The organism is Brevibacterium salitolerans (assembly GCF_039531405.1).
GTDB classification, from domain to species: Bacteria; Actinomycetota; Actinomycetes; order Actinomycetales; family Brevibacteriaceae; genus Brevibacterium; species Brevibacterium salitolerans.
Genome location: NZ_BAAAPZ010000002.1, coordinates 326,578 through 346,201, shown reverse-complemented (window position 1 = coordinate 346,201; position 19,624 = coordinate 326,578). Strand labels below are relative to the sequence as shown.

At 66.5% G+C, this 19,624-nt stretch carries 23 protein-coding genes; 15 read left to right on the top strand and 8 right to left on the bottom strand.

The window, feature by feature from the left end; all coding sequences use genetic code 11:
- Window positions 1-60 precede the first annotated feature (60 nt).
- Entirely contained in the window at window positions 61-624 is a 564-nt protein-coding gene (locus ABD240_RS02570) for a dihydrofolate reductase family protein (protein ID WP_344334859.1), read from the top strand.
- Between the two features lie 27 nt (window positions 625-651).
- Here ABD240_RS02570 and ABD240_RS02565 read toward each other — a convergent pair whose 3' ends face one another.
- Entirely contained in the window at window positions 652-1,293 is a 642-nt protein-coding gene (locus tag ABD240_RS02565) for a response regulator (RefSeq protein WP_344334858.1), read from the bottom strand.
- A complete protein-coding gene (locus ABD240_RS02560; RefSeq protein ID WP_344334856.1) occupies window positions 1,286-2,488 on the bottom strand; it encodes a sensor histidine kinase in 1,203 nt (400 codons plus the stop codon). Before ABD240_RS02560 ends, ABD240_RS02565 begins: the two co-directional genes overlap by 8 nt.
- A gap of 192 nt (window positions 2,489-2,680) precedes the next feature.
- On the opposite strand from ABD240_RS02560, the gene ABD240_RS02555 reads away from it, so the two are divergent.
- The 3 genes from ABD240_RS02555 to erm all read left to right on the top strand — a co-directional run bounded on the left by ABD240_RS02555 (window position 2,681) and on the right by erm (window position 4,440).
- The gene (locus tag ABD240_RS02555) at window positions 2,681-3,268 is read left to right on the top strand and encodes a hypothetical protein (protein ID WP_344334854.1); all 588 of its coding nucleotides are present in this window, start codon (window positions 2,681-2,683) and stop codon (window positions 3,266-3,268) included.
- Complete coding sequence (locus ABD240_RS02550) at window positions 3,265-3,387, top strand: hypothetical protein (protein ID WP_344334852.1); 123 nt, start codon at window positions 3,265-3,267, stop codon at window positions 3,385-3,387. The genes ABD240_RS02555 and ABD240_RS02550 overlap by 4 nt, the downstream gene beginning before the upstream one ends.
- 282 nt (window positions 3,388-3,669) lie before the next feature.
- Window positions 3,670-4,440 (top strand): 23S ribosomal RNA methyltransferase Erm, encoded by a 771-nt coding sequence (erm, locus tag ABD240_RS02545; RefSeq protein WP_344334851.1) that lies wholly within the window; start codon window positions 3,670-3,672, stop codon window positions 4,438-4,440.
- A 36-nt stretch (window positions 4,441-4,476) separates the two neighbouring features.
- Here the strand turns inward: erm and map are convergent, their stop codons facing one another.
- On the bottom strand, window positions 4,477-5,253 hold the full coding sequence (gene map, locus ABD240_RS02540) for a type I methionyl aminopeptidase (RefSeq protein WP_024842408.1): 777 nt from the start codon (window positions 5,251-5,253) through the stop codon (window positions 4,477-4,479).
- A 68-nt stretch (window positions 5,254-5,321) separates the two neighbouring features.
- Between map and ABD240_RS02535 the strand changes: the two genes are divergently transcribed.
- Window positions 5,322-5,618 carry a helix-turn-helix transcriptional regulator gene (locus tag ABD240_RS02535; protein ID WP_006902578.1) on the top strand — a complete coding sequence of 99 codons (297 nt, stop codon included), beginning with the start codon at window positions 5,322-5,324 and terminating at the stop codon, window positions 5,616-5,618.
- A gap of 34 nt (window positions 5,619-5,652) precedes the next feature.
- Here the strand turns inward: ABD240_RS02535 and ABD240_RS02530 are convergent, their stop codons facing one another.
- Entirely contained in the window at window positions 5,653-6,624 is a 972-nt protein-coding gene (locus tag ABD240_RS02530) for a GlxA family transcriptional regulator (RefSeq protein ID WP_344334847.1), read from the bottom strand.
- 162 nt (window positions 6,625-6,786) lie between these two features.
- On the opposite strand from ABD240_RS02530, the gene ABD240_RS02525 reads away from it, so the two are divergent.
- Genes ABD240_RS02525 through ABD240_RS02510 form a run of 4 tightly spaced genes read left to right on the top strand, consistent with a single transcriptional unit; the run spans window position 6,787 to window position 8,582 of the window.
- Complete coding sequence (locus ABD240_RS02525) at window positions 6,787-7,464, top strand: DJ-1/PfpI family protein (RefSeq protein WP_344334845.1); 678 nt, start codon at window positions 6,787-6,789, stop codon at window positions 7,462-7,464.
- Window positions 7,465-7,501: 37 nt separating this feature from the next.
- Window positions 7,502-7,819, top strand: a complete 318-nt coding sequence (locus ABD240_RS02520) for a hypothetical protein (protein WP_344334843.1) — start codon at window positions 7,502-7,504, stop codon at window positions 7,817-7,819.
- Entirely contained in the window at window positions 7,816-8,301 is a 486-nt protein-coding gene (locus ABD240_RS02515; protein WP_024842404.1) for a membrane protein, read from the top strand. The genes ABD240_RS02520 and ABD240_RS02515 overlap by 4 nt, the downstream gene beginning before the upstream one ends.
- Entirely contained in the window at window positions 8,298-8,582 is a 285-nt protein-coding gene (locus tag ABD240_RS02510) for a hypothetical protein (protein ID WP_024842403.1), read from the top strand. The genes ABD240_RS02515 and ABD240_RS02510 overlap by 4 nt, the downstream gene beginning before the upstream one ends.
- A 112-nt stretch (window positions 8,583-8,694) precedes the next feature.
- Here ABD240_RS02510 and ABD240_RS02505 read toward each other — a convergent pair whose 3' ends face one another.
- Window positions 8,695-9,522: an SGNH/GDSL hydrolase family protein gene (locus ABD240_RS02505; protein ID WP_344334839.1), complete on the bottom strand. Its 828-nt coding sequence runs from the start codon at window positions 9,520-9,522 to the stop codon at window positions 8,695-8,697.
- A 92-nt stretch (window positions 9,523-9,614) separates the two neighbouring features.
- Window positions 9,615-10,865: an IS256 family transposase gene (locus tag ABD240_RS02500; RefSeq protein WP_344334837.1), complete on the bottom strand. Its 1,251-nt coding sequence runs from the start codon at window positions 10,863-10,865 to the stop codon at window positions 9,615-9,617.
- A 306-nt stretch (window positions 10,866-11,171) separates the two neighbouring features.
- On the opposite strand from ABD240_RS02500, the gene ABD240_RS02495 reads away from it, so the two are divergent.
- Window positions 11,172-12,116, top strand: a complete 945-nt coding sequence (locus ABD240_RS02495; protein WP_344334836.1) for a hypothetical protein — start codon at window positions 11,172-11,174, stop codon at window positions 12,114-12,116.
- A 53-nt stretch (window positions 12,117-12,169) separates the two neighbouring features.
- A complete protein-coding gene (locus tag ABD240_RS02490) occupies window positions 12,170-12,355 on the top strand; it encodes a hypothetical protein (protein ID WP_108871779.1) in 186 nt (61 codons plus the stop codon).
- 70 nt (window positions 12,356-12,425) lie between these two features.
- On the opposite strand, the gene ABD240_RS02485 is transcribed toward ABD240_RS02490, so the two are convergent.
- The gene (locus tag ABD240_RS02485) at window positions 12,426-12,584 is read right to left on the bottom strand and encodes a hypothetical protein (protein WP_344334833.1); all 159 of its coding nucleotides are present in this window, start codon (window positions 12,582-12,584) and stop codon (window positions 12,426-12,428) included.
- A gap of 912 nt (window positions 12,585-13,496) precedes the next feature.
- Window positions 13,497-14,306, bottom strand: a complete 810-nt coding sequence (locus tag ABD240_RS02480; RefSeq protein ID WP_210387059.1) for a sulfite exporter TauE/SafE family protein — start codon at window positions 14,304-14,306, stop codon at window positions 13,497-13,499.
- An 84-nt stretch (window positions 14,307-14,390) separates the two neighbouring features.
- On the opposite strand from ABD240_RS02480, the gene ABD240_RS02475 reads away from it, so the two are divergent.
- The 4 genes from ABD240_RS02475 to ABD240_RS02460 all read left to right on the top strand — a co-directional run bounded on the left by ABD240_RS02475 (window position 14,391) and on the right by ABD240_RS02460 (window position 19,624).
- Entirely contained in the window at window positions 14,391-15,152 is a 762-nt protein-coding gene (locus ABD240_RS02475; RefSeq protein WP_070637992.1) for an AraC family transcriptional regulator, read from the top strand.
- A 478-nt stretch (window positions 15,153-15,630) separates the two neighbouring features.
- Window positions 15,631-16,743 carry a PA2928 family protein gene (locus tag ABD240_RS02470; RefSeq protein ID WP_344334831.1) on the top strand — a complete coding sequence of 371 codons (1,113 nt, stop codon included), beginning with the start codon at window positions 15,631-15,633 and terminating at the stop codon, window positions 16,741-16,743.
- Between the two features lie 362 nt (window positions 16,744-17,105).
- On the top strand, window positions 17,106-18,302 hold the full coding sequence (locus ABD240_RS02465) for an FAD-dependent oxidoreductase (protein WP_344334829.1): 1,197 nt from the start codon (window positions 17,106-17,108) through the stop codon (window positions 18,300-18,302).
- Window positions 18,303-18,592: 290 nt separating this feature from the next.
- A complete protein-coding gene (locus tag ABD240_RS02460; protein WP_344334827.1) occupies window positions 18,593-19,624 on the top strand; it encodes an alpha/beta hydrolase in 1,032 nt (343 codons plus the stop codon).

The window sequence follows — 19,624 nt, the reverse complement described above, 5'->3', positions numbered from 1 at the left end:
TGGCCGTCCGGGGTCGCGTCTAGGCTGGTGACCCCAGAGTTCTCGTTGGAAGGTACAGAGATGAAGCGTGATCGCCGTTGGAAGGGCCGCGCGTTTCTGGCTATGAGCCTCGACGGCTACATCGCCCGTGAAGACGGAGACGTCTCGTGGCTAGAGGAATTGTCGGACGATGTCGACCATGTCCCGACCTCGGCTGAGAACCCCGCTCTGGTGTGGGAAACGTTCTTCCCCGAGGTCGACACGATCGTCATGGGACGCGGCACCTTCGAGAAGCTCCTCACTTTCGGTGTATGGCCGTTCGACGAGGTCGACGTTCTTGTCCTCAGCGCATCGCTGCAAACTGAGGATGCGCGGGTCAAGATCGCCCGATCGCTCGGCGAACTCACAGAACGTCTCTCTGGGGACCAAGCCAAAAATGTCTACATTGACGGTGGCGCCACGATCCGCTCTTTCCTCAGTGAAGGTCTTCTCGACGAGCTCACCGTCGCGGTGGTCCCCGTCATCCTCGGCACGGGAATATCACTGTTCGGCAAAGACGTGCCCGAGACGTCGCTTCGTGTAAGAGGGTCACACGTCACCGGCGAGGGCCTCGTGCGCATCACCTACGAGATCGCTCCCGCATAGAAAGGGTGCCCCAGCACACGCTGGCGCCTACCGATTGTCGGCGGTTCGAGCGAGCATGGCTGCCTGGGTGCGGGTGGATACTCCGAGTTTCTGCATGATGCGCGCCAGGTGCGTTTTCGCGGTGGCTGGGGAGATCACGAGTCGTTGAGCGATCTGCTTGTTGGTGAGGCCTTCGGCGACCAGTTGCAGGACTTCCTGCTCGCGGTCGGTCAGGTCCGGCGCGCCAGCACCGGTTCTGCGTCCTGGCGTGTTTCTGCCTGTCGCCTGTGCGATGACGTACCGGGTCACCGACGGGGTGAGATATGCCTGTCCTGCTGCGACGGCGTGCACGGCGTCGATCATCTGCTGCGGCTCGGCCGTCTTGGCGAGGAACCCCGCCGCTCCGGCATCTAGAGCCGCGGTGATGTTGTCGCTGATCTCGTACGCGGTGAGGATCAGCACGCGGGTGGCGGTCCTTGCGGTGATCTCGCGGCAGATATCGATGCCGTCGCGGTCAGGGAGCTGGAGGTCGAGGACGACCACGTCGGGTTCCCGGCTGTCGATGAGCTGGATCGCGTCGTGGCCGGTCGCGGCTTCGCCGAGGATCTCGATGTCCGGATCGGCCGTGAGGATGGCGGTGACGCCTGCCCGCACGGCGGCGTGGTCATCGACGATGACGAGGCTAAGCATGCTGTGTCTCCCGTCCGGCTGTCAGCGGAAGACGGACACGTAGGGCCCAGGTGTCGTCGGAGCGGTCGATGTCGAGGTCACCGCCACAGAGGCGGACTCGTTCGGCCAGGCCGATCAGACCGTACCCGGACGATACCGCTCCGACGTGCGCAGGCGGGTGCTGTCCGTTCGTGATCGTCATACTCATAGCCTCGGCCTCGCGTCGGATATCAATGGTCACATCCCTGCCCGGGGCGTGCTTCTCGGCATTGACGAGCGCCTCGCGGAGCGCGTTAAAGGCGGTGACCGAGACCAGCGGGTCCAGGGTGATCGTCGCAGGATCGTCGCCGGTCAGGGTGACGGAAGTGCCGGACTCTCGTGCGCCCGCGATGAGCGAGTCCACCGATGACCAGTTCTGGGGAAGCGCGACGGGTGAGGACGTGTCGGTCCGGAGCACGTCGACGAGGGTGCGCATGTCGCCCATCGCATCCAGGCTGAGGGCCCGGATGCGCCCGAGACGCTTGGTCAGTTCCTCGGCTGTGAGCGGTGCCGTGGCAGCCAGGGCACCAGCTGCCTGGATCGTGATGGCGGACAGGTGCCCGGAGATGGTGTCGTGCAGTTCGCGACTGAGCTGCAGTCGCTCGGCGACCAGCGCCTCTCGTTGTCTGGCCGCGGCGGCCTCGGCGATGAGAGCGGCGCGTTCACGCTCCTCCTCGGCACGGGTCATCGGCGCCCGCACGGTGATGCCCCACCACAGGGTGACTCCGACCGCCAGCAGCAGGATGGTGACCTGCAGCAGCGCAGCGGCGAGGATGTTCGCCAGCAGCAGTCCTGCGACGGCGATGGACAGGCAGGCCGCGGCGATCATTGGGAGGAGCCGCCGGGTCTGCGCCGTCGATCGGGCGATGACCAGGCTGTAGAGAGCGTCACACTCGATCAGGATCGCGCCGACCGATGTCGTCCCGGTCGCGAGGGCCTCGACGGTCATCACTGCCAGTCCTGCCACGACGACCACGGTGGGCCACCGGTTCCGGAACAGGTGCACGGCGCCGAGGGCGATCGCGGTGGCGATGCCGCCGACCAGGACCTGTGAGCGGGATGCCGCGAACCATTCAATCCCGATGCTGGGCACGAAACAGAAGCCGATCGCGATCACGACGTACCCGACGGTGATCCACGCATGGCGCGGCGACGGGATCGGGCCTGTCCCCGTCATATCATCACCTCGCGAACCGGGCTCGTCCGTGCGTTTCCTTCTATCTCAACCCGATGGCGGCTCTCGGGCAAGCACCGTTCGGCGTAGCCCGAACGAGTGACGCCGGATTCGGGAAGTGCGGCAATCTGGTCGATGACGGCCCCGGCGCTGGCCCCGCACAGTGGAGGCATGGACTTCTCTGGGAGCTGGATCGTGGGCGCCATCATCGGCGCCGAGATCGCGTTCTGGGTTCTGCTCGTGCTCGGGCTGCTCGCTCGCTACGCGCTCAAGCTGAAACGGACCAGCACGGCCCTGCTGCTCAGCGTGCCACTCGCCGATCTGGTGCTGATCATCCTGGTGGGCCTCGATCTCTCCCGCGGCGCCACACCCACCTCCGTCCACGGGCTTGCCGCGGTCTACCTGGGCTTCAGCGTCGGATTCGGGCACTACATCATCAGCCGAGCCGATGCGTGGTTCGCTCATCGATTCGCCGACGGCACCAGACCATCACGTCCTCCACGGACAGGGCCCGCCAAGGTCCGGCACGAGTGGCAGGACTGGTTGCGTGTGCTGACGGCCTGGGCCATCGCCGTACCCGCCTTGCTGATCATGAAGGCGTTCTCCGGCTGGTCGTGGCCCTCGTCGATGGAGGAGTTCTGGACTGACGAGCTGTGGTCCTGGGTGGCGCGACTCACCCTCATCAACATCGCTTGGCTGCTCACCGGCCCCGTCTACACCACGATCTTCAGATCACGATACGTCCCTGAAGAACCCGAGACTCGAACCAAGGAGAACGCATGACCACAGCAAGCAACAACGTCGGGATCGGCCCCTGGTCCTTCGATGCCGGCCCCTTCGCGATCATCCTCCTCGTCGTCATCATCGGAATCGTCATCTACTACATCCGCAAAGACGACTGAGCAGCTCGCCGCGCGGCGGACCACTCTCAACGACTTGATAGGATCGATACCATGGCATGTTTCCTCAGCGCGGTCACCGTGGCCCACGCGCTGTCTGTGCGCGACCGCCGCGCCTGACGGCGCGCCCCTCCGCACCCTCGCGACGCGCGCCGTCCACCCGAGAGCCCACAGCGCCTCGGGCCGGCAGCAACCCCGTGACCACAAGTCAGGCCCTCGGACACGCAGGTCACCGGTGCCTTCACGCCTTCGAGGCGCTCCCAAATCTCGCGATGGAGCGCACTCATGCCTCGTTCAATCCACGGTGGCCGACACGAACTCGGCCAGAACTTCCTCACCCACACCCCCACCATCGCCCTCGTCGTCGATCTTGTCCGCCGCACCGACGGTGCGATCCTGGAGATCGGCGCCGGCGACGGCGCACTGACCAAACCCCTGGCGCAGCTGGGACGTCGACTCACCGCCATCGAGCTCGACGAGCACCGCGCACGCCGCCTCGCCCGGGAGCTGCCCGATGTCGCAGTGGAACACGCCGATGCCCTCACCCACCCGCTTCACGGCCCGGTGATCGTCGGCAACATCCCCTTCCACCTCACCACCCCGCTCCTGCGACGCCTGCTGAACACCCGCACATGGTCGGACGCGATCCTGCTCACGCAATGGGAGGTCGCCCGCAAACGCGCAGCCGTCGGCGGCAGCACCCTGATGACCGCGCAATCCGCCCCCTGGTTCAGCTTCCACCTCCACGCACGCGTGGCCTCCCAGGGTTTCACGCCCCGTCCGAGCGTCGACGGCGGCTTGCTTCAGATCACCCGGCGCCGAAAGCCTCTCATCCCCATCGACGAGAAGATCCCATACGAGCGCTTCGTCCGTCGCATCTTCACCGGACGCGGCGGGAACCTGGACCGGATCATTCAGAACGCCGCCGGAGTCCCGCGCGCGCACGCGGCCAGGATCCTGCGCACCGCTGGACTGGCCCCGAGGAACCTTCCCCGCGACATCAACGCCCACCAATGGACCGCCCTCTGGACGCAACTCCACCGCACCTCATCCTGACAGCGACGACACCGCAAATTGAGGGAACGCGACACGCTACCGAGTCGGAAGCGTGAGGATTTCCGCGCCGTCGTCGGTGATGGCGATGGTGTGCTCGGTGTGGGCGGTGCGGCATCCGGTTGCGCTGCGCAGCGTCCACCCGTCGTCCGGGTCGGTGATGAGCCGGTCGGTATCGGCCATCACCCACGGCTCCAAGGCCAGCAGCAGCCCGGGCCGCAGCCGGTATCCGCGGCCGGGTCGTCCCTTGTTGGACACGTGCGGATCCTGGTGCATCGTCGAGCCGATGCCGTGACCACCGAACTCGGTATTGATCAGGTAGCCGGCGCCCGACAGCACCTGCTCGATCGCGTGCGAGAGGTCCCCCAGCCGCAACCCCGGCGCGGCAACATGAATCGCGGCCACCAGCGCCCGTTCGGTGGCGTCGATCATCGCGACGTCCTGCGGGTTGTGGGTGTCGCCGACGATGAAGCTGATCGCGGCGTCCGCCGCGACCCCGTCCTTGATGACCGCGAGGTCGAGGGTGAGCAGGTCCCCATCCGCGAGGCGGTAGTCGCGTGGCATGCCGTGCAGCACGGCGTCGTTGACGGCGGTGCAGATGTAGTGCCCAAAGGGACCGCGCCCGAACGAGGGCGCATAGTCGACGTAGCATGAGGTCGCACCGGCAGCATCGATCATCTCCCGCGCCCACTGGTCAACCTGGAGCAGGTTCGTCCCGACCCGGCAGCGGGCCTTGAGGCGCTGGAGAACGTCGCCGACGATGCGGCCGGTGACCCGCGCCCGGTCCAGCTCGCTCGGAGTGAGGATCTCGATCATCCGGCACCTTCCCGCCAGGTCTCCGATACTTATACCGGTACGACTATACCGTGATTAGTATTGGTGGCATGGTCAGATTGCCGCTCACTCGCGAGGACGTCAAACGCGGGCAGCGGCTCGGAGAACTACTCCGTGTCGCGCGCGGTCCACGTTCGATCCTTGACGTCGCGATCGAGGCGGGGATCTCCCCCGAGACGTTGCGCAAGATCGAGACCGGCAGGGTCGCCACACCAGCGTTTCCCACCGTTGCCGCGGTCGCCATCGTGCTCGGCCTGTCCCTCGACGACCTCTGGGCCCAGATCAGCACACCCCACGGATCACCTCCGGAGGCGCTGACGTCAGCGGCGGTGTTGGCTTCGCGCTAACGACACCGCGCGCGGACCTGCTCACCCGTGGTGTTCACCGGGTCGCCTCGTCGTTGTCGTATGGCGGACGGCCGGAGAATGTTGCGCGGTACTCGCTGGGAGAGACTCGGGTGGCGCGGCGGAACTGGTCGCGGAAGGCGCTGGGGCTGCTGAAGCCGACCTGTCGGGCGATGCGCTCGATGCTGTGGTCGGTGGTCTCCAGCAGCTCCTGCGCGTGCCGGATGCGCACACCGGTGACCCATTCCATGGGAGCCTGCCCGGTCTCCTGGTGAAAACGTCGGGTCAGAGTACGGATGCTCGTGTGGGCTGCTGTTGCGATGTCGGCGAGCGTGAGCGGACGGTGGGCGTTCTCCTCGATCCACACGAGCACGTCCTCCAGCGTGGCGGTGCGGTAGGTGGGCGGATTCCGGACGATGAACTGCGCCTGCCCTCCTGTGCGGTGCAGCGGCGCGACCGCCAACCGTGACGCGTGGGCGGCGACCGCTGCACCGAAGTCCCGACGGATCATGTGCAGGCACAGGTCCAGCCCTGCGGCCGCACCCGCCGAAGTGAGCACCTGCCCATTGTCGGTGTAGAGCACATCCGGCTCCACGATCACCCGCGGGAACCGTCGTGCGAGCAGATCGGTGGCGAGCCAGTGGGTCGTCGCGCGCTGTCCATCGAGGAGCCCTGCGTCTGCGAGCACGAACGCCCCCACGCAGATCGAAGCGATGCGCGTCCCCGCCGCCGCTGCCGCACGGAGCGCGTCCGCGACGCCGTCCGGGAGCGGCGCGGCCGCGTCGTTGCGCCCTGGAACCATGATCGTGTCCGCCCGCTCCAGCGCTTCGAGACCCACGCTCGTGGCGATCTGGAGGGGGCCCGCGTCGACCGTGGGCGCCGTCCCGGCGACGATCACCCGATACGCCAGGCGCCCGTCCGGGAGCGTCACACGACCAAACGTCTCCACTGCGGTGGCCAGATCGAACGCGATCACATCAGGAAGAGCGAGCGAGACGACGGTGTACATACCGTGCATCCTACAGATATTCAAGCGCGAGATTGACGTTCAGAACTCGTGGCCAGATTCCGGCGATCATTGGCCATCGGGCCGATTGTGCCCGATCGGAACAAGCCGGAGACTCGATAGCGTCGCCGCCGTTTACGCCAACGCAAGGGAGTTCCCGTGTCGATGTCCGTGCAGATCGTGCTGTTCGACGGGTTTGATCCGCTCGATGTGATCGCGCCGTTCGAGGTGTTCGTCGCAGGCAGCGAGTACTTCCTCGACAACGCACTCGACATCACTCTGGTCAGCGCCGAAGGGGCGCGCGAAGTCGTCTCCGGCTCGCAAGGCCTCAGGCTCCGCGCGACGGCGGCGCTCGATCCCCACCGGCCGGGGATCGTGCTCGTGCCCGGTGCATCCGGGCCGGTTGACGGCGACCCCGACGAGGGCGCCGAGACGATCCCGGTCCTTTTGGCACGGTTCGCGGCGACCGGGGCGATCCCGCTCATCGCCAACGCGATGCGCGACCCCGACGTCCTGGTCACGGCAGTGTGCGGCGGCTCGCTCGCGCTAGCGATGGGCGGACTCTGCGAGGGCCGCAACGTCGTCACCCACACCCTCGGAATGCCACTGCTGGAGGCGACCGGCGCGACAGCGGTCAACGCCCGCGTCGTCGACGACGGCGACCTCGTCACCGCCGGCGGCGTCACCTCCGGGCTCGACCTGGCGCTCTACCTCCTAGAACGGCACTTCGGACCCCGGATCGCCCACGCTGTCGAGGAACTCTTCGAGTACGAGCGACGCGGCACCGTCTGGCGCGCCGCCGGCAAGGCCCCTGCCACGGTGCCCGAAGCCCCCACGCCGTGAGCATCCGGACCTGAGAACGAAAGGAACACCAAAGCGAATGAACCCCATCTGCGGTGACTGGCGACTGAGGATGAAAACTCCCATCGGGACCATCGAAGCCGACTACCACTTCGAAGAACATGACGGTTCGGTCACCGGGACGGCGCACGGCGCGGGCGAAGCAGTCCCCCTGACCGACCTTGTGACCGAAGACACTCCGGATGGCCAGCACGCCACGTGGAGACAGCAGATCACCAAGCCCCTCCGGCTCAACCTCGACTACGACGTCACCATCACCGGCGACAGCCTCACCGGGGTATCCCGAGCCGGACGGTTGCCGCAAACCCATGTCACCGGAGCGAGGGTCACGCGATGAGCGCCTTCCTGCTGTCTGTTCACGTCCTCGCCGCGATCCTTACCATCGGGCCCGTCGCGATCGCCGCGAGCATGTTCCCCCGGTTCGCCCGGCTCGCACTGGCATCCCCGGACGATCCCCGAAAGGCCGCGGTGGCACGCATCCTGCACCGCGTCACCCGCGTCTACAGCGTGATCGCCGTCCTGGTGCCCGTGTTCGGGCTGGCCACAGCGGCGAGCATCGGCGTCCTCGGCGACGCGTGGCTGATCGCGTCGATGATCCTCACCGCGATCGCCGCGGTCCTGCTCATCGCCTTCATCCTGCCCAGACAGTCACGCCTCGTCCGCGCTCTCGACCCCGACGCAGCCGATCCGGCCCAGCCCTCGCTCGACCGGATCCCGGGGAGCCTGAGCATGGTCACCGGGATCTTCAACGTGGTGTGGGCCATCGTCGTCGTCCTCATGATCTACCGGCCGGGATCGACCACGGGAGTCGGGCTATGAGTCCACGCCGCATGCTCCAGATCGCGGGGACGGCCGAACTGGTCACCCTCATCCTCATGCTCGCCAACATGCTCACCGTGCATGCACCCGCGATCTCGCAGATTCTGGGGCCGCTGCACGGCCTGGCGTACATGGCCACCGTCATCACCGCGATCCTCGTCCGCGGTGACCGACACATCGTCTGGGTGCTCTCCCTCATCCCCGGCATCGGCGGACTCCTCGCCGCCCGCTCCGCCTCCCCCCAGCAACTCGATCGGCACATCCTCGACGAGGACGTGTAGCTCGGCCTGCGCCGGGGGCGGGATCAGCCGGTCGACGGCATGGTCACGACGGGCGCGCGCCGTACGAGAGGCATCAGACGGCCGCGACGCATCAGTCAGCTCGTCGAATCCTCTACGAAGGCTGGGGATCTGGCTCGCTCAACGCAACGACTAGATCAACGCAGTCACTGTCACCTTGTGGTGGGGATCGCCCCCCCTCAACGCCGAAAACCTCCTCGGCGAACCTCTCCCCGAGAAGCCGGTGGGTGGCCGCATCAGGGTGGAGGTCGTCTGGGAGTGGATGTGACTGTGCATCGCTCGCCCCGTAGAGGGCCATTCCGTCGAGTTGGAAAAGGTTCGGGTCGGACGCGGAACGGTCGTGAACTACCCGGTCGATGTCAGCGCGGATCGTGGCGAGATCAAGCTTTCCACTTCGGACCTCCGCTGGGTCGCCGGCAGCGACGAATCTCGTCTCTCCCCGGGAGAGCGCGTCAGGGTCGAACACTCCGGGCCCGGGTGTGTGTTCGAAGATCGGGCTCCACAGCGGGGTGACCAGCAGCAAAGGCGTGTCGGGGTGACCGCCCCGGATCACGTCGAGGAAGCCATGGAGTGCCGGGGCGAAAGCGCGACGGCGCATGAGATCCGCGTTGACGATGTTGATCCCCACTTTCACGGAGATCAAGTCGGCGGGCAGATCCCGTATCGTTCGTGCGACGAACGGGTCCAGTAGGGCACTGCCACCGAAGCCCAGGTTCGTGAGTTCTACGCCTCCGAGACGCGCGGCGACCGCCGTCCAGATGGTGGCCGCGCTGGCTGCGTTAGATCCCTGGCTGATCGAGGACCCGTAATGAACCCATGTTGGAGCTGGCCGGTGCGCCGGAGCGAGCGGCTCGTCTGCGTCAGTGGAGATCAGTTCGACTGACTCCGAATACGGCAGCCATATCTCGACCAGACGTTCCACGCCACCGGACACGCCGAGCTCAAAGGTCAGCTCTTCCGGCTCGGCCTCTGGTCAAGTCCCTGGAAGTGGTGTAGCGATCCTTCGCTTGGGGGTCAGGCGGTCAGGGCGGGCAGGGAGCTGGTGGTGACCTCCTCGGTGCTGGTGTCGGGGACGATGTTGAGGCGGCAGCGGGCGAGGACGTCCAGTCCGAGATAGCGGCGCCCTTCGGCCCACTCGTCGGTCTGTTCGGCCAGGACCGCGCCGACGAGTCGGACGATCGCCTCGCGGGTGGGGAAGATGCCGACGGAGTCGGTGCGGCGGCGGATCTCCTTGTTCAGCCGTTCGGTGGGATTGTTCGACCAGATCTGGACCCACACGTCCTTGGGAAACGCGGTGAACGCGAGGAGGTCCGCGCGGGCGGCATCGAGGTGCTCGGCCACGGCCGGGAGCTTCTCGCCGACGTAGTCCAGCAGCCGGTCGAACTGGGCGTTCACGGCTGCTGCGTCGGGCTGGTCATAGACGCTGTGCAGCATCGCCTTCACGGCCGGCCACATGCTCTTGGGCGTCACGGCCATGAGGTTCGCGGCGTAGTGGGTGCGGCATCGCTGCCAGGCCGCGCCGGGCAGGTGCGCAGCGATCGCTTCGACCAGCCCCGCATGCGCATCGGAGGTCACCAGGCGGACCCCGGCGAGGCCGCGGGCGACGAGGTCGGCGAAGAACCCGTTCCACGCAGCTCCGGTCTCACTGGTCGCGACCCGCATACCGAGCACCTCGCGGTGCCCGTCGCCGTTGACGCCGGTCGCGAGCAGGACGACGGCGTTGATCACGCGCCCACCTTCGCGGACTTTCATCGTCAGTGCGTCGGCGGAGACGAACGTGAACGGCCCGGCCTCGTTCAGGGGGCGGTGGCGGAACTGTTCGACGTGCTCGTCCAACGACTCTGCCATCCTGCTGACCTGCGACTTCGAAAGACTGTTGATGCCGAGAGTCTTCACGAGCTTATCCATCCGGCGGGTGGAGACACCGGCGAGGTAGCAGTCCGCGACGACCGTGATCAGGGCGGATTCGGCGCGCTTGCGCCGCTCGAGCAGCCACTCGGGGAAGTAGGTGCCCGTGCGGAGCTTGGGGACCGCGACGTCGATCGTGCCGACGCGGGTGTCGAGGTCGCGGTGGCGGTAGCCGTTGCGCTGCGCAGAACGAGCAGCGCTGGGCCGGCCGTACTCCGCGCCGGCAACAGAGTCCGCGTCTGCGGAGAGCAGGGTGTTGATCACGTCCTGAAGGAGGCTGCGCATCAGATCCGGAGACGCCTCGGCCAGGGCTTCACCGAGCAGGCCGGAAGGGTCGACAATGTGAGGTGCGGTCATCGTGATGACTCCGTTCGAGAGTGCTGTGAGAGGTTCACTCGAAGGATCACACGGTGGCCGCGCCCACGTCCGAGACGATCACGACGGGGCCACCGCGCTACACCACTATCGGGGACTTAACTCGGCCTCTGAGCGGGTGATCTCGCCAGTGGTGAGGTCACGAAGGATCTGAACCGCGCTCGAAAGCGAGGCCGAGGCGACGAGTTCCCCATCGACGAGTACATCGAACACGCCCGGCGCACGCAGCGGAACGCCGACGTAACCGAAACGTTCAGCGCGAGCCCCCTTGACGATCTACATGACATCATGAATCAGTGCCTCGAACGCGATAGGGACTGGATTGCTTACAGCAAGGGCGCTCTGGCGCAGGTCCGTTACGACGCTTCGATGGTCGTTGAAACCGCTAAAGCTGAGCGACTCGCATTTAGTGAAGCCATGCGTGGCGACTATGTGTCCGCGGCACGAGAACAGCAGTCAGTTGTCAATGGCATCACGGATGACGACGCTACACAAGCACTCCAACAACAGCGACTCGCGACTTACATCAACTTCTTCGATCCATCGCAAGCACAACAGATTCGAAAGACGGCTAATCGCGCGAACATGCGACTACTTCGACCTCTTGCAGGTGTGCAGTACGAGAGATTGAAAGCGGCCAGCCGCCCGCAGGCTGAGCAGGCTTCATCTTGGCTGCAAGCGAGGTACGAGTCCGGTAACGATCTGCTCCTCGGTTTCAACGCCCTAGCGCAAGACCTAGATTGGGGGCCTAGGACGGACCAGTTTGAGCAGGCGGTGCGAGATCTTGCGGAACATATCGGACACGTAGGGCAGAGACCCGAGCAACTTCCCAAGCCCGGACCCGACAACTTGTGGGCGCTCAGCGACGGGAGTTTCTGTGTCATTGAGGCGAAGAGTGACGCGGACGCCGGGCACCCGGTCTACAAGAAGTGGGCCGGGCAACTTTCCCAAGCGATGGATTGGTTCCGTGAACAGTATCCGAGTAGCCAATCGGTTCCTGTGCTTATCCACCCGGAGGAGAGGTTCGATTCACACGCTGCGATACCGTCGGGCTGCCGGGTTATTACCACGGAGCGGCTTGCTCGCCTGAAGAAGGCGCTGGCGTCCTTCGCTACAGGGCTGGCTTCGAATGATGCCTTCCGTGATCCCGCTCGTGTCGCCAGCCTTCTGAACGATCATGGGTTGACCGCCGCCGAGTTCATTCGTCGATTCTCGGTAGAGGGACGATACTGAGTGCCCTGCCAGTTCATCCTCGCGAGACCAGCGGGGCTAGGAGATGCAACCGCATGAACTCAGACCCATTCGAAAGTCTTGCCCCAAGGGCCGAGGGCTACCGCACCTGCGCAGAGTGCGGAGCCGATTGCGCGCCAGAGCCGTTCGACGCGGGCGAGGGCACGGGCCTGCGCATCGCGTTCTCCTGCCCCGCGCACGGCGTGCATACGGTCGTGGACCCGTTCGAGGAGACCCGCTGACTAAAGCCCGCTGATCGATCTGTGCATCCATCTCTCGGCCAGCAGCGCGATCCCCATCACCGTCTTCGACTCACGCCGCATCGACGGCGACCTCACTGTGCGGCACACTGACGGACAGCACATGGGAGGCATGCAGATCGTCATCGATACGCGCTAGGTGGCCCTGGTAGCGACGAAACTCGTGCACGTTCGCGGAGCGCTCAGCGCGATCCAGTGACAGCACCTTCACGGGCCAGCCCCTGGCCCCTCCCATCCGGGATGCGCTCACGCCGATCAGGTGCGCTGTTGACGACACTTGAACCCGGTTGTCAACTCAAGTTGACGCGGCGAGCCTCGCTTGAAAGACGTGTGGCCTCTTACGACGTGGTTCCGTACGCCGTCGCGGAAGCTGTTCGGATTCGCCGATTCCGCCGCGGTCACCGACCGCACAGGGGTCGGGCACGACAAGGCCATCACGGTGCTGCGCGAGGTCGAGCAGCACGCCTGGGTGCGGCAAGATGCGTTGCCGCCCTCGAAAGTTGTTCGCACGCGCGAATCCTCAGCGAGCTCGACACGCTGACCACCGCCCTCGCCCCGCTGATCGCGCGACTCACCGCCGTGCTCACGAGGTTCGCCGGATACGACACCCGCTTCGACGCAGCGCTCGGCCACGCGCACGCCAAGCAGAGCGAATGGGTAGGCCGAGGCGGCATCGACGCCTGACACCTTATCTGGTTCTAGCTCCACAAGGATCTCGTCGCCCGCTCAGCATCGACCGCCGAGCACCGACTCTTGCCGCCATCGGAGTTCCTCACTCACGCGGTTCGGGTGCTGCCCTTCGTGTGCGCGGGCACGAGTGGCGCCTTCGCGTCGGGGACGGCCTGTCGCGACGGTGATCGTCGCGGACAGGACCTGCCATCCACCTGCAGAGGGACGTCACTTCAGGGCGTGACTGACTGGGTCACGTGGCGCGATCGGTTCCGATTACGGATCGAGCGGCCACGAGGGGCACGAGGTTTGCATGCGCGTCGGCGGGTGCCACCCGGGACGCGGATCTTCTCGACGACGGTCAGCGGGCCATTCATTGGCGAGAACTCGATGCGGCCTCCCCTGCTGGTGTCCGGTTGCTCTCTGTGCTCACCTGCGCCCCTGAGACGATGTTTCAGCCTTCGCGCAGCAGCGAAGCGGCCATTGCCAGGAGCACGACGACGAGGAGGGCGACGTAAGCCCACGCATGAGCCCGGTCGGGGATACGAGGAGGGCGGCGGCGCAGGAGCACGATGATCGGGATCGCGCCGGCGAGGAGGAGCGCGGCGGCGCCGAGGTCGACGATGCCCACACCGAACACCGCGCCGTCCGTGTTCGTCGTGTGGCGTGCGAGGAGGAACACGGCAGCGGCGGGGATGCTGATGGCGAGGGTGAGCGGGTTCGCGAGCGCGGCGGCGTGCCCCATGGGCAGGCCGCCGCGGCGTAGGAGCGGGACGGTCATGACGCTGCCGCCGACGCCGAGGAACGACGCGACCGCGCCGATCGGGGCGCCGCACGCGGTCGGGATCCGGCGCTGCGACGTATCGTCGTGCGTAAGGCCTACGGGTCGGAGGAATCCGGGGCGGACGAGCACGTCGATGATCGTGACCGCGACGTAGATCAGGAAGCCCCATGACGGCACCTCTGCCGGGACCGCCATCGCAGTGAGGGCGCCGACCAGGCCACCTGCGGCGAGGAGGCCGAGGAGCGCTCCACGGCCTCGGAGCCGGGCGAGGACCACGCGGGGCGTGGCCGTGGTGGCGACCGCGGCGTTGACGACCATGACGATCGCGGACGTCGCCACAGCGACCGTGCCCGCCGCAGAGCCGAGCGCGGCGTCGGCCCAGACGATGACAGGGACAGTGACGAACCCGCCTCCGAAGCCGAACAGGACTGTGGTCAGGCCAGTGAGAACACCGATGAGAACAAGGACGAGAACGGTCACTGAACCCATTCCACCGGCTTTCCGCCATGCCCGCATTCGATTGCCGGACGAGAAATATCGAGTTTCAGCCGGTAGTCTGGTCGGGTGCGGAACGTGACGCTGGCCGAGGTCGATGCACTGCCGGTTGCGGTGTTGCCGATCGCCACCGTGTATCCACCCGATTATTTGTTGGGGTGGCATGAACACCGGAGGGCTCAGTTCCTCTACGCCGCGACGGGGACGATGCTCGTCGAGACCGATCATGGCGCCTGGACCGTTCCGGGCGAGCGGGCCGTGCTCATCCCTCCCGACACGCGACATCAGGTGCGGATGGTCGACGTGGAGACCAACAGCCTCTACATCGACGCCACCGCGGTGCCGTGGTGGCCCGCCGAGTGCCGGGTCGTCGAGGTCACCCCGCTCCTGCGAGAACTGCTGCTGGCCGCGTCGGACATCGACCCCCGCGGCGGACTCGACGGTCGCGACGAGGCGTTACTGAAGCTGATCCTGCACGAGACGTCCCGACTCAACGAGGTACCGCTGCACGTCCCGATCCCTCACACGGCAGCCCTGGCCGGGCTCTGCCGCCACTACCTTGCCGACCCCGACCTGGCGGTCGACAACCGCGTATGGGCACGCGAAGCCGGGATGAGCGAACGCACCTTCACGCGCCGCTTCCGGGAAGAGGCCGAAATGAGCCCGGCCGCATGGCGTTCACGTGCCCGGCTCCTCGCGGCGATCCCACTGCTGCGCCACCAGAGCGTCACCGACGTCGCTGCGCGACTCGGTTACGCCACTCCGGCAGCCTTCTCCTACGCCTTCACTCGCGCCTTCCATTCATCCCCCTCAAGCCTGCGCGCGCCTTGACGCGGCACCGACCGGCTTTGCGCCCGCCATCGGATGGCCGCGGCACGCCATGGTCGCGGACGCCCATCACCGTCACGGATCCCCGTCTCGGCCGCGCCGCACATGCGATACGGCCGCGGCGCGCCCAAGAGCCGGAGAAGCGCCCGGGAGGAGCGCAGGAGGCTGCGACATGTCCGCGCGCGTTCAAGCCCGAGTAGCACAGCCTTCCTTGCTTCCACGAGAACAGCTCGTGGCAAGAACATGGGGGCGTCGCCACGGCAGAGGACAGGCGACAGGAACGGGCCGGCACCGTGCTCACGGGACTGCGCCAACCGATATTGCGGTCCTCGTGCGCGGCTAGGCTCCTTCGTGGGGCTTATAGCGTGAGGTCGAGGATCGCTTGCCGCGCCCCCTGCACGGCAAGGGAACCCATCCGGACGTCTGGGCGGCGGGGCTTCCCGCGCCAATGGGAGAATCCCAGTCACAGGGAAGGAGGGGGATGGATCGGACGAAGCAAAACCGCTCACCTGCCGACGGCGAGCATCCGCACGGCGACAGGAAGCGCCGTCGGTGGCTGATGCCCGCGGTCTGGGTGATGGTGCCACTGCTCGCGATCGCCGGCGTCGTCACCCTCGTCGAGACGACGACCAGCCCGGCCGAGACGCGGCCGTCGAACGCGATCGCCACCGGAGAGATCGTCGGAGGCAGGCATGTCGCGGTGCTCGCGTACGAGACCGACACCTTCCCGCACGTCGACCTGTTCCGCATCGGCTCGATCGGCTACAGCGTGCAGGCCACCGCGTTCGACCTCGACACCGGGGAGCGCCTGTGGGACACGATGCTCTCCAACGACTTCCCGTCGATCGGGGCCGAGGCCCTCGCCGTGGGCGGCGGCTACGCCTACGTCCGCACGGACGACGGGCTGGTGATCCTCGATGTCGTGACGGGCGGCGTCGTGTCCCGCGACGAGCAGGTACCGGGGCTGGAGGACGACTACGTCGCCTCACGCACCTCGTACGCCTATGACGAGCCATCCCGGCAGGTCGTGCTGCGAGACCGGGACGACGCCGTCCTCGCCATCCCCGTCGGCTCCGTCACCGCGAAGCCTGCGCCGGCGGAGGTCTCGCTCCGCTGGGAGGGCGAGCTCACCGCCAGCGAGCCCGATCGGTTCCTGTACTCGCAGACGATGGAAGACGCCACGAACTACAAGGCTCGGCTGCCGGGATCGGAGCCGGAGCCCGACCCACTGACGGGCATCGTGCCCGACACCAACATGCTGCACGCTTCCTGGGCGCCAGACGACGCCTGGACCGCGGACATCGTGCTCGACCCGAGCACCGGATACGCAGCCGGCTCCGACCAGGGGTTCGCGGTGTCGGAGGCGCATCAGGGCGGCCGGTACACCTACCAGGTCGCCGACCTCGAGACCCGAACGGCCCAGGCACGGCTCGATGTCCCTTCCGGGGCGGGAATCGACACCGTCACGGTCGACGCGGCCGGATACGTCGTGATGACGATCCCCAATGCGGATCAGCAGGGCCTCCTCGTCATCGCCACCGCCGACTCCATCCGCGCGTCCGTGATCGGGGAACGGGGATGGCTCGGGTCGTGACCCGAGCTGCTTCAACTCGGGAACGAGTGACGCGACCTCGATCGCCCCTCGAACGGCCTGTCCGAGCGCGAGGCAGCGGCGGAGACGGCGTCAAGGGATGACAGCGACTCTCGTGTGCGCACGTCATTGAGGCGACGAGGGTATCGGTCCATCAGCCGCCCGGCCACCCCCGTTCACCATCGGGTCTCGGAGCCGACCTCGTGATCGCCGCATCGGACGCAATCCAGCGCTGAGCGCAGGACCGACAGCGGGAATCGGACAAGCGCCATGCCCGGCTCAAGGTGCGGGTTGACTCAGATCTAGACTTCATGACACCATTTCGATTATCGAGGTATCCAACCATCGAACGAGTGGAGTGTGGGATGCGTGCGGTGATCGTGGGCGGAGGTATCGCGGGTCCGGCGACGGCGATGGCGTTGCAGGCTGTGGGGATCGAACCCCTTCTGCTGGATGCGAACCCGGCCGACAGGGGCGAGGTCGGGTCGTGGTTCACTATCGCGGCCAACGGTGTCGCCGCGCTCGATGAGATCGGGGCGCTGGAGCAGGTTCGTGGGCTCGGGGTCCCCACCGTTCGGAACGTCATGGTGAGCGCATCGGGACGCGCCCTCGGTGTCATTCCCCTGGGAGCCGCACGCGAGGACGGCACGGTGGCGTTGTCGTTCAAGCGAACGCGACTGGCCGCAGCCCTGACGGACCTGGCACGGCAGCGAGGCATCGAGGTGCGTTCACAGTCACGCGTGACCGGCGCATCCACGGACGATCGCGGAGCCCGCGTGACATTGGAATCAGGTGAGACGGTCGCCGGGGACGTGGTGATCGGGGCCGATGGGATCAACTCGGTGGTACGTTTCGCGATCGACCCGCAGGCACCGACGCGGCGTTACATGGGGCTGGCCAACTTCGGCGGGATCACGGAGAGCACCGCGCTCGTGGCAAGCCTGGAGCCAGGCGCGTGGCGACTGGTCTTCGGTAGGCGCGCGTTCTTCGGCGCTCTGCCGACCCCGGCCGGTGATGTCGTGTGGTTCGCCAACGTCCCACGACAGCCCCTCTCACCGCAGGAGCGAGCCACCACTCCCCCGGCCGCGTGGCAGGCGTTGCTCGCCGACCTCGCCGCCGCGGATCCCGGCCCTTTCCACGACCTGATCAGCACCGGGCGACTCGAACTCGCCGGGGACAACACCTTCGACCTGCCGCACGTGCCCACCTGGCACCGAGGACGCCTCGGGCTCGTCGGCGACGCGATCCACGCGCCCGCTCCGAGCTCGGGCCAAGGCGCCTCGATGGCATTGGAAGATGCCGTCGTCCTCGCTTCCTGTCTCCACGCGGCAGCCACGCCCGACCGTGCTTTCGCCGCCTTCGAGCAGCAGCGACGCAGCCGGGTCGAACGCATCGTCGCCGAAGGAGCACGCTCAAGCAGTTCCAAGACAGCCGGCCCCGTGCGACGCATCGTCCAAGACGCTATCCTGCGCATCGTCTTCCACCGCATCGCCACACGAGACACGCAGGCCTGGATCACCGACCACCGCGTCACCCTCCCTGTTGACGTCACACGAAGCTGACGTCGCTACAGTGGACTGTCACAGGATCGCGATAACCGACCGCCAGCATTTCGCGAAACCTGGCTCCATTCGACGCACCCACTCCTGGGCAGGGGTGCGGAGGACGCGATCTGGGGCCTGTCAGACCTTGGCGCGCTCCTATTGGTCGCATTGCTGATCGGAGGAATATATTGCCTCAGGCCCCCATCGGATACCTCATAGGCAGCGTCGTCACCGCCGCAATCACGTATCTATCGCTATGGCCCCGACCGACCAACGGACCGCGAGCGACACCGACGTCGGTCCTCGCCATGGCGGGCAGTGAACTGCCGCACATCTTCCTCCTCCTGAATGCCACGTCAACAACGTTGGCGATTACGGAGGGCGCGCCCTTCTCGATCGTCGGGGGCGTGGCGCTGGCGCTTTCGTTCCTCGCCGCGGTCGGGCAGGTTGCGGTGATCGTCTTGGCGAGCCGTGGACGAGCCGCCATTTCTGACTCACTGGCTGCCGCTTATGGCAACGTCGATCTGTCACGATCACCGGGTTGGCGGCATTGGCTGCGCGCCACACTTGCCCCGGCACATCTGCCTCGGCACAGCGTGGAACGGATTAGCGCCATCCGCTATGGCCCCGACCGGGCAACACACCTCCTCGATCTCTATCGCGCACGTGATCTGAAAGCCGCCAAGGGTTTCGTCATCCACTTCCATGGCGGGGGCTTCTTTAGCGGACGCCGGAGCAAAGAGGCGCGCCTGTTAATGGAACAACTGGCCGCAGCGGGCTGGATCGGCATCAGTGCCGACTATCGCCTCGAACCCGCAACGTTCCCCGACCAGGTCGTCGACGCGAAACGCGTGCTCGCCTGGACACGGGAGCACGCCAGGGACTACGGGGCTGATCCCGAGAGCGTCGTACTCGTCGGAGGGTCGGCCGGTGCTCATATCGCGACGATCTGCGCTCTTACTGCGGGCGACCCGCGGTTCCAGCCAGGCTTCGAAGACGCCGATACGAGAGTGTCGGCCGTCATCGGGTTGTACGGGTACTACGGTCCTGCGCCAACGCGCGGACTGCCCTCCGCGCCCGAAGACTACCTCGGCGAGACAACCGGAAGAACCTCGCCAGACGGCATACCGCCGACCATGATCGTTCACGGCGACCGCGATCCCATGGTCGCCCCGGCAATGGCGCGGAGGATGGCCGAGCAGTTGCGCGAAGCCTCGGCCGATTCAGTCGTCTACGTCGAGCTACCCGGGGGGCACCACACCTTGGACCGGTTCGATTCACTACGCTGCTCAGCCCTGACTGACGGCGTTGATGACTTTCTGCGGCGAGCTTTGGGGTGA

Excerpts from the sequence above, each read along its gene's own strand:
- erm (WP_344334851.1), top strand. The coding sequence starts at position 3,670 with ATGCCTCGTTCAATCCACGGTGGCCGACACGAACTCGGCCAGAACTTC.
- ABD240_RS02500 (WP_344334837.1), bottom strand. The coding sequence starts at position 10,865 with ATGACCGCACCTCACATTGTCGACCCTTCCGGCCTGCTCGGTGAAGCC.
- ABD240_RS02520 (WP_344334843.1), top strand. The coding sequence starts at position 7,502 with ATGAACCCCATCTGCGGTGACTGGCGACTGAGGATGAAAACTCCCATC.
- ABD240_RS02495 (WP_344334836.1), top strand. The coding sequence starts at position 11,172 with ATGAATCAGTGCCTCGAACGCGATAGGGACTGGATTGCTTACAGCAAG.
- ABD240_RS02515 (WP_024842404.1), top strand. The coding sequence starts at position 7,816 with ATGAGCGCCTTCCTGCTGTCTGTTCACGTCCTCGCCGCGATCCTTACC.
- ABD240_RS02460 (WP_344334827.1), top strand. The coding sequence starts at position 18,593 with ATGGCGGGCAGTGAACTGCCGCACATCTTCCTCCTCCTGAATGCCACG.
- ABD240_RS02560 (WP_344334856.1), bottom strand. The coding sequence starts at position 2,488 with ATGACGGGGACAGGCCCGATCCCGTCGCCGCGCCATGCGTGGATCACC.
- ABD240_RS02570 (WP_344334859.1), top strand. The coding sequence starts at position 61 with ATGAAGCGTGATCGCCGTTGGAAGGGCCGCGCGTTTCTGGCTATGAGC.
- map (WP_024842408.1), bottom strand. The coding sequence starts at position 5,253 with ATGATCGAGATCCTCACTCCGAGCGAGCTGGACCGGGCGCGGGTCACC.
- ABD240_RS02465 (WP_344334829.1), top strand. The coding sequence starts at position 17,106 with ATGCGTGCGGTGATCGTGGGCGGAGGTATCGCGGGTCCGGCGACGGCG.
- ABD240_RS02550 (WP_344334852.1), top strand. The coding sequence starts at position 3,265 with ATGACCACAGCAAGCAACAACGTCGGGATCGGCCCCTGGTCCTTCGAT.
- ABD240_RS02470 (WP_344334831.1), top strand. The coding sequence starts at position 15,631 with ATGGATCGGACGAAGCAAAACCGCTCACCTGCCGACGGCGAGCATCCG.
- ABD240_RS02490 (WP_108871779.1), top strand. The coding sequence starts at position 12,170 with ATGAACTCAGACCCATTCGAAAGTCTTGCCCCAAGGGCCGAGGGCTAC.
- ABD240_RS02535 (WP_006902578.1), top strand. The coding sequence starts at position 5,322 with ATGGTCAGATTGCCGCTCACTCGCGAGGACGTCAAACGCGGGCAGCGG.
- ABD240_RS02530 (WP_344334847.1), bottom strand. The coding sequence starts at position 6,624 with ATGTACACCGTCGTCTCGCTCGCTCTTCCTGATGTGATCGCGTTCGAT.
- ABD240_RS02525 (WP_344334845.1), top strand. The coding sequence starts at position 6,787 with ATGTCCGTGCAGATCGTGCTGTTCGACGGGTTTGATCCGCTCGATGTG.
- ABD240_RS02565 (WP_344334858.1), bottom strand. The coding sequence starts at position 1,293 with ATGCTTAGCCTCGTCATCGTCGATGACCACGCCGCCGTGCGGGCAGGC.
- ABD240_RS02510 (WP_024842403.1), top strand. The coding sequence starts at position 8,298 with ATGAGTCCACGCCGCATGCTCCAGATCGCGGGGACGGCCGAACTGGTC.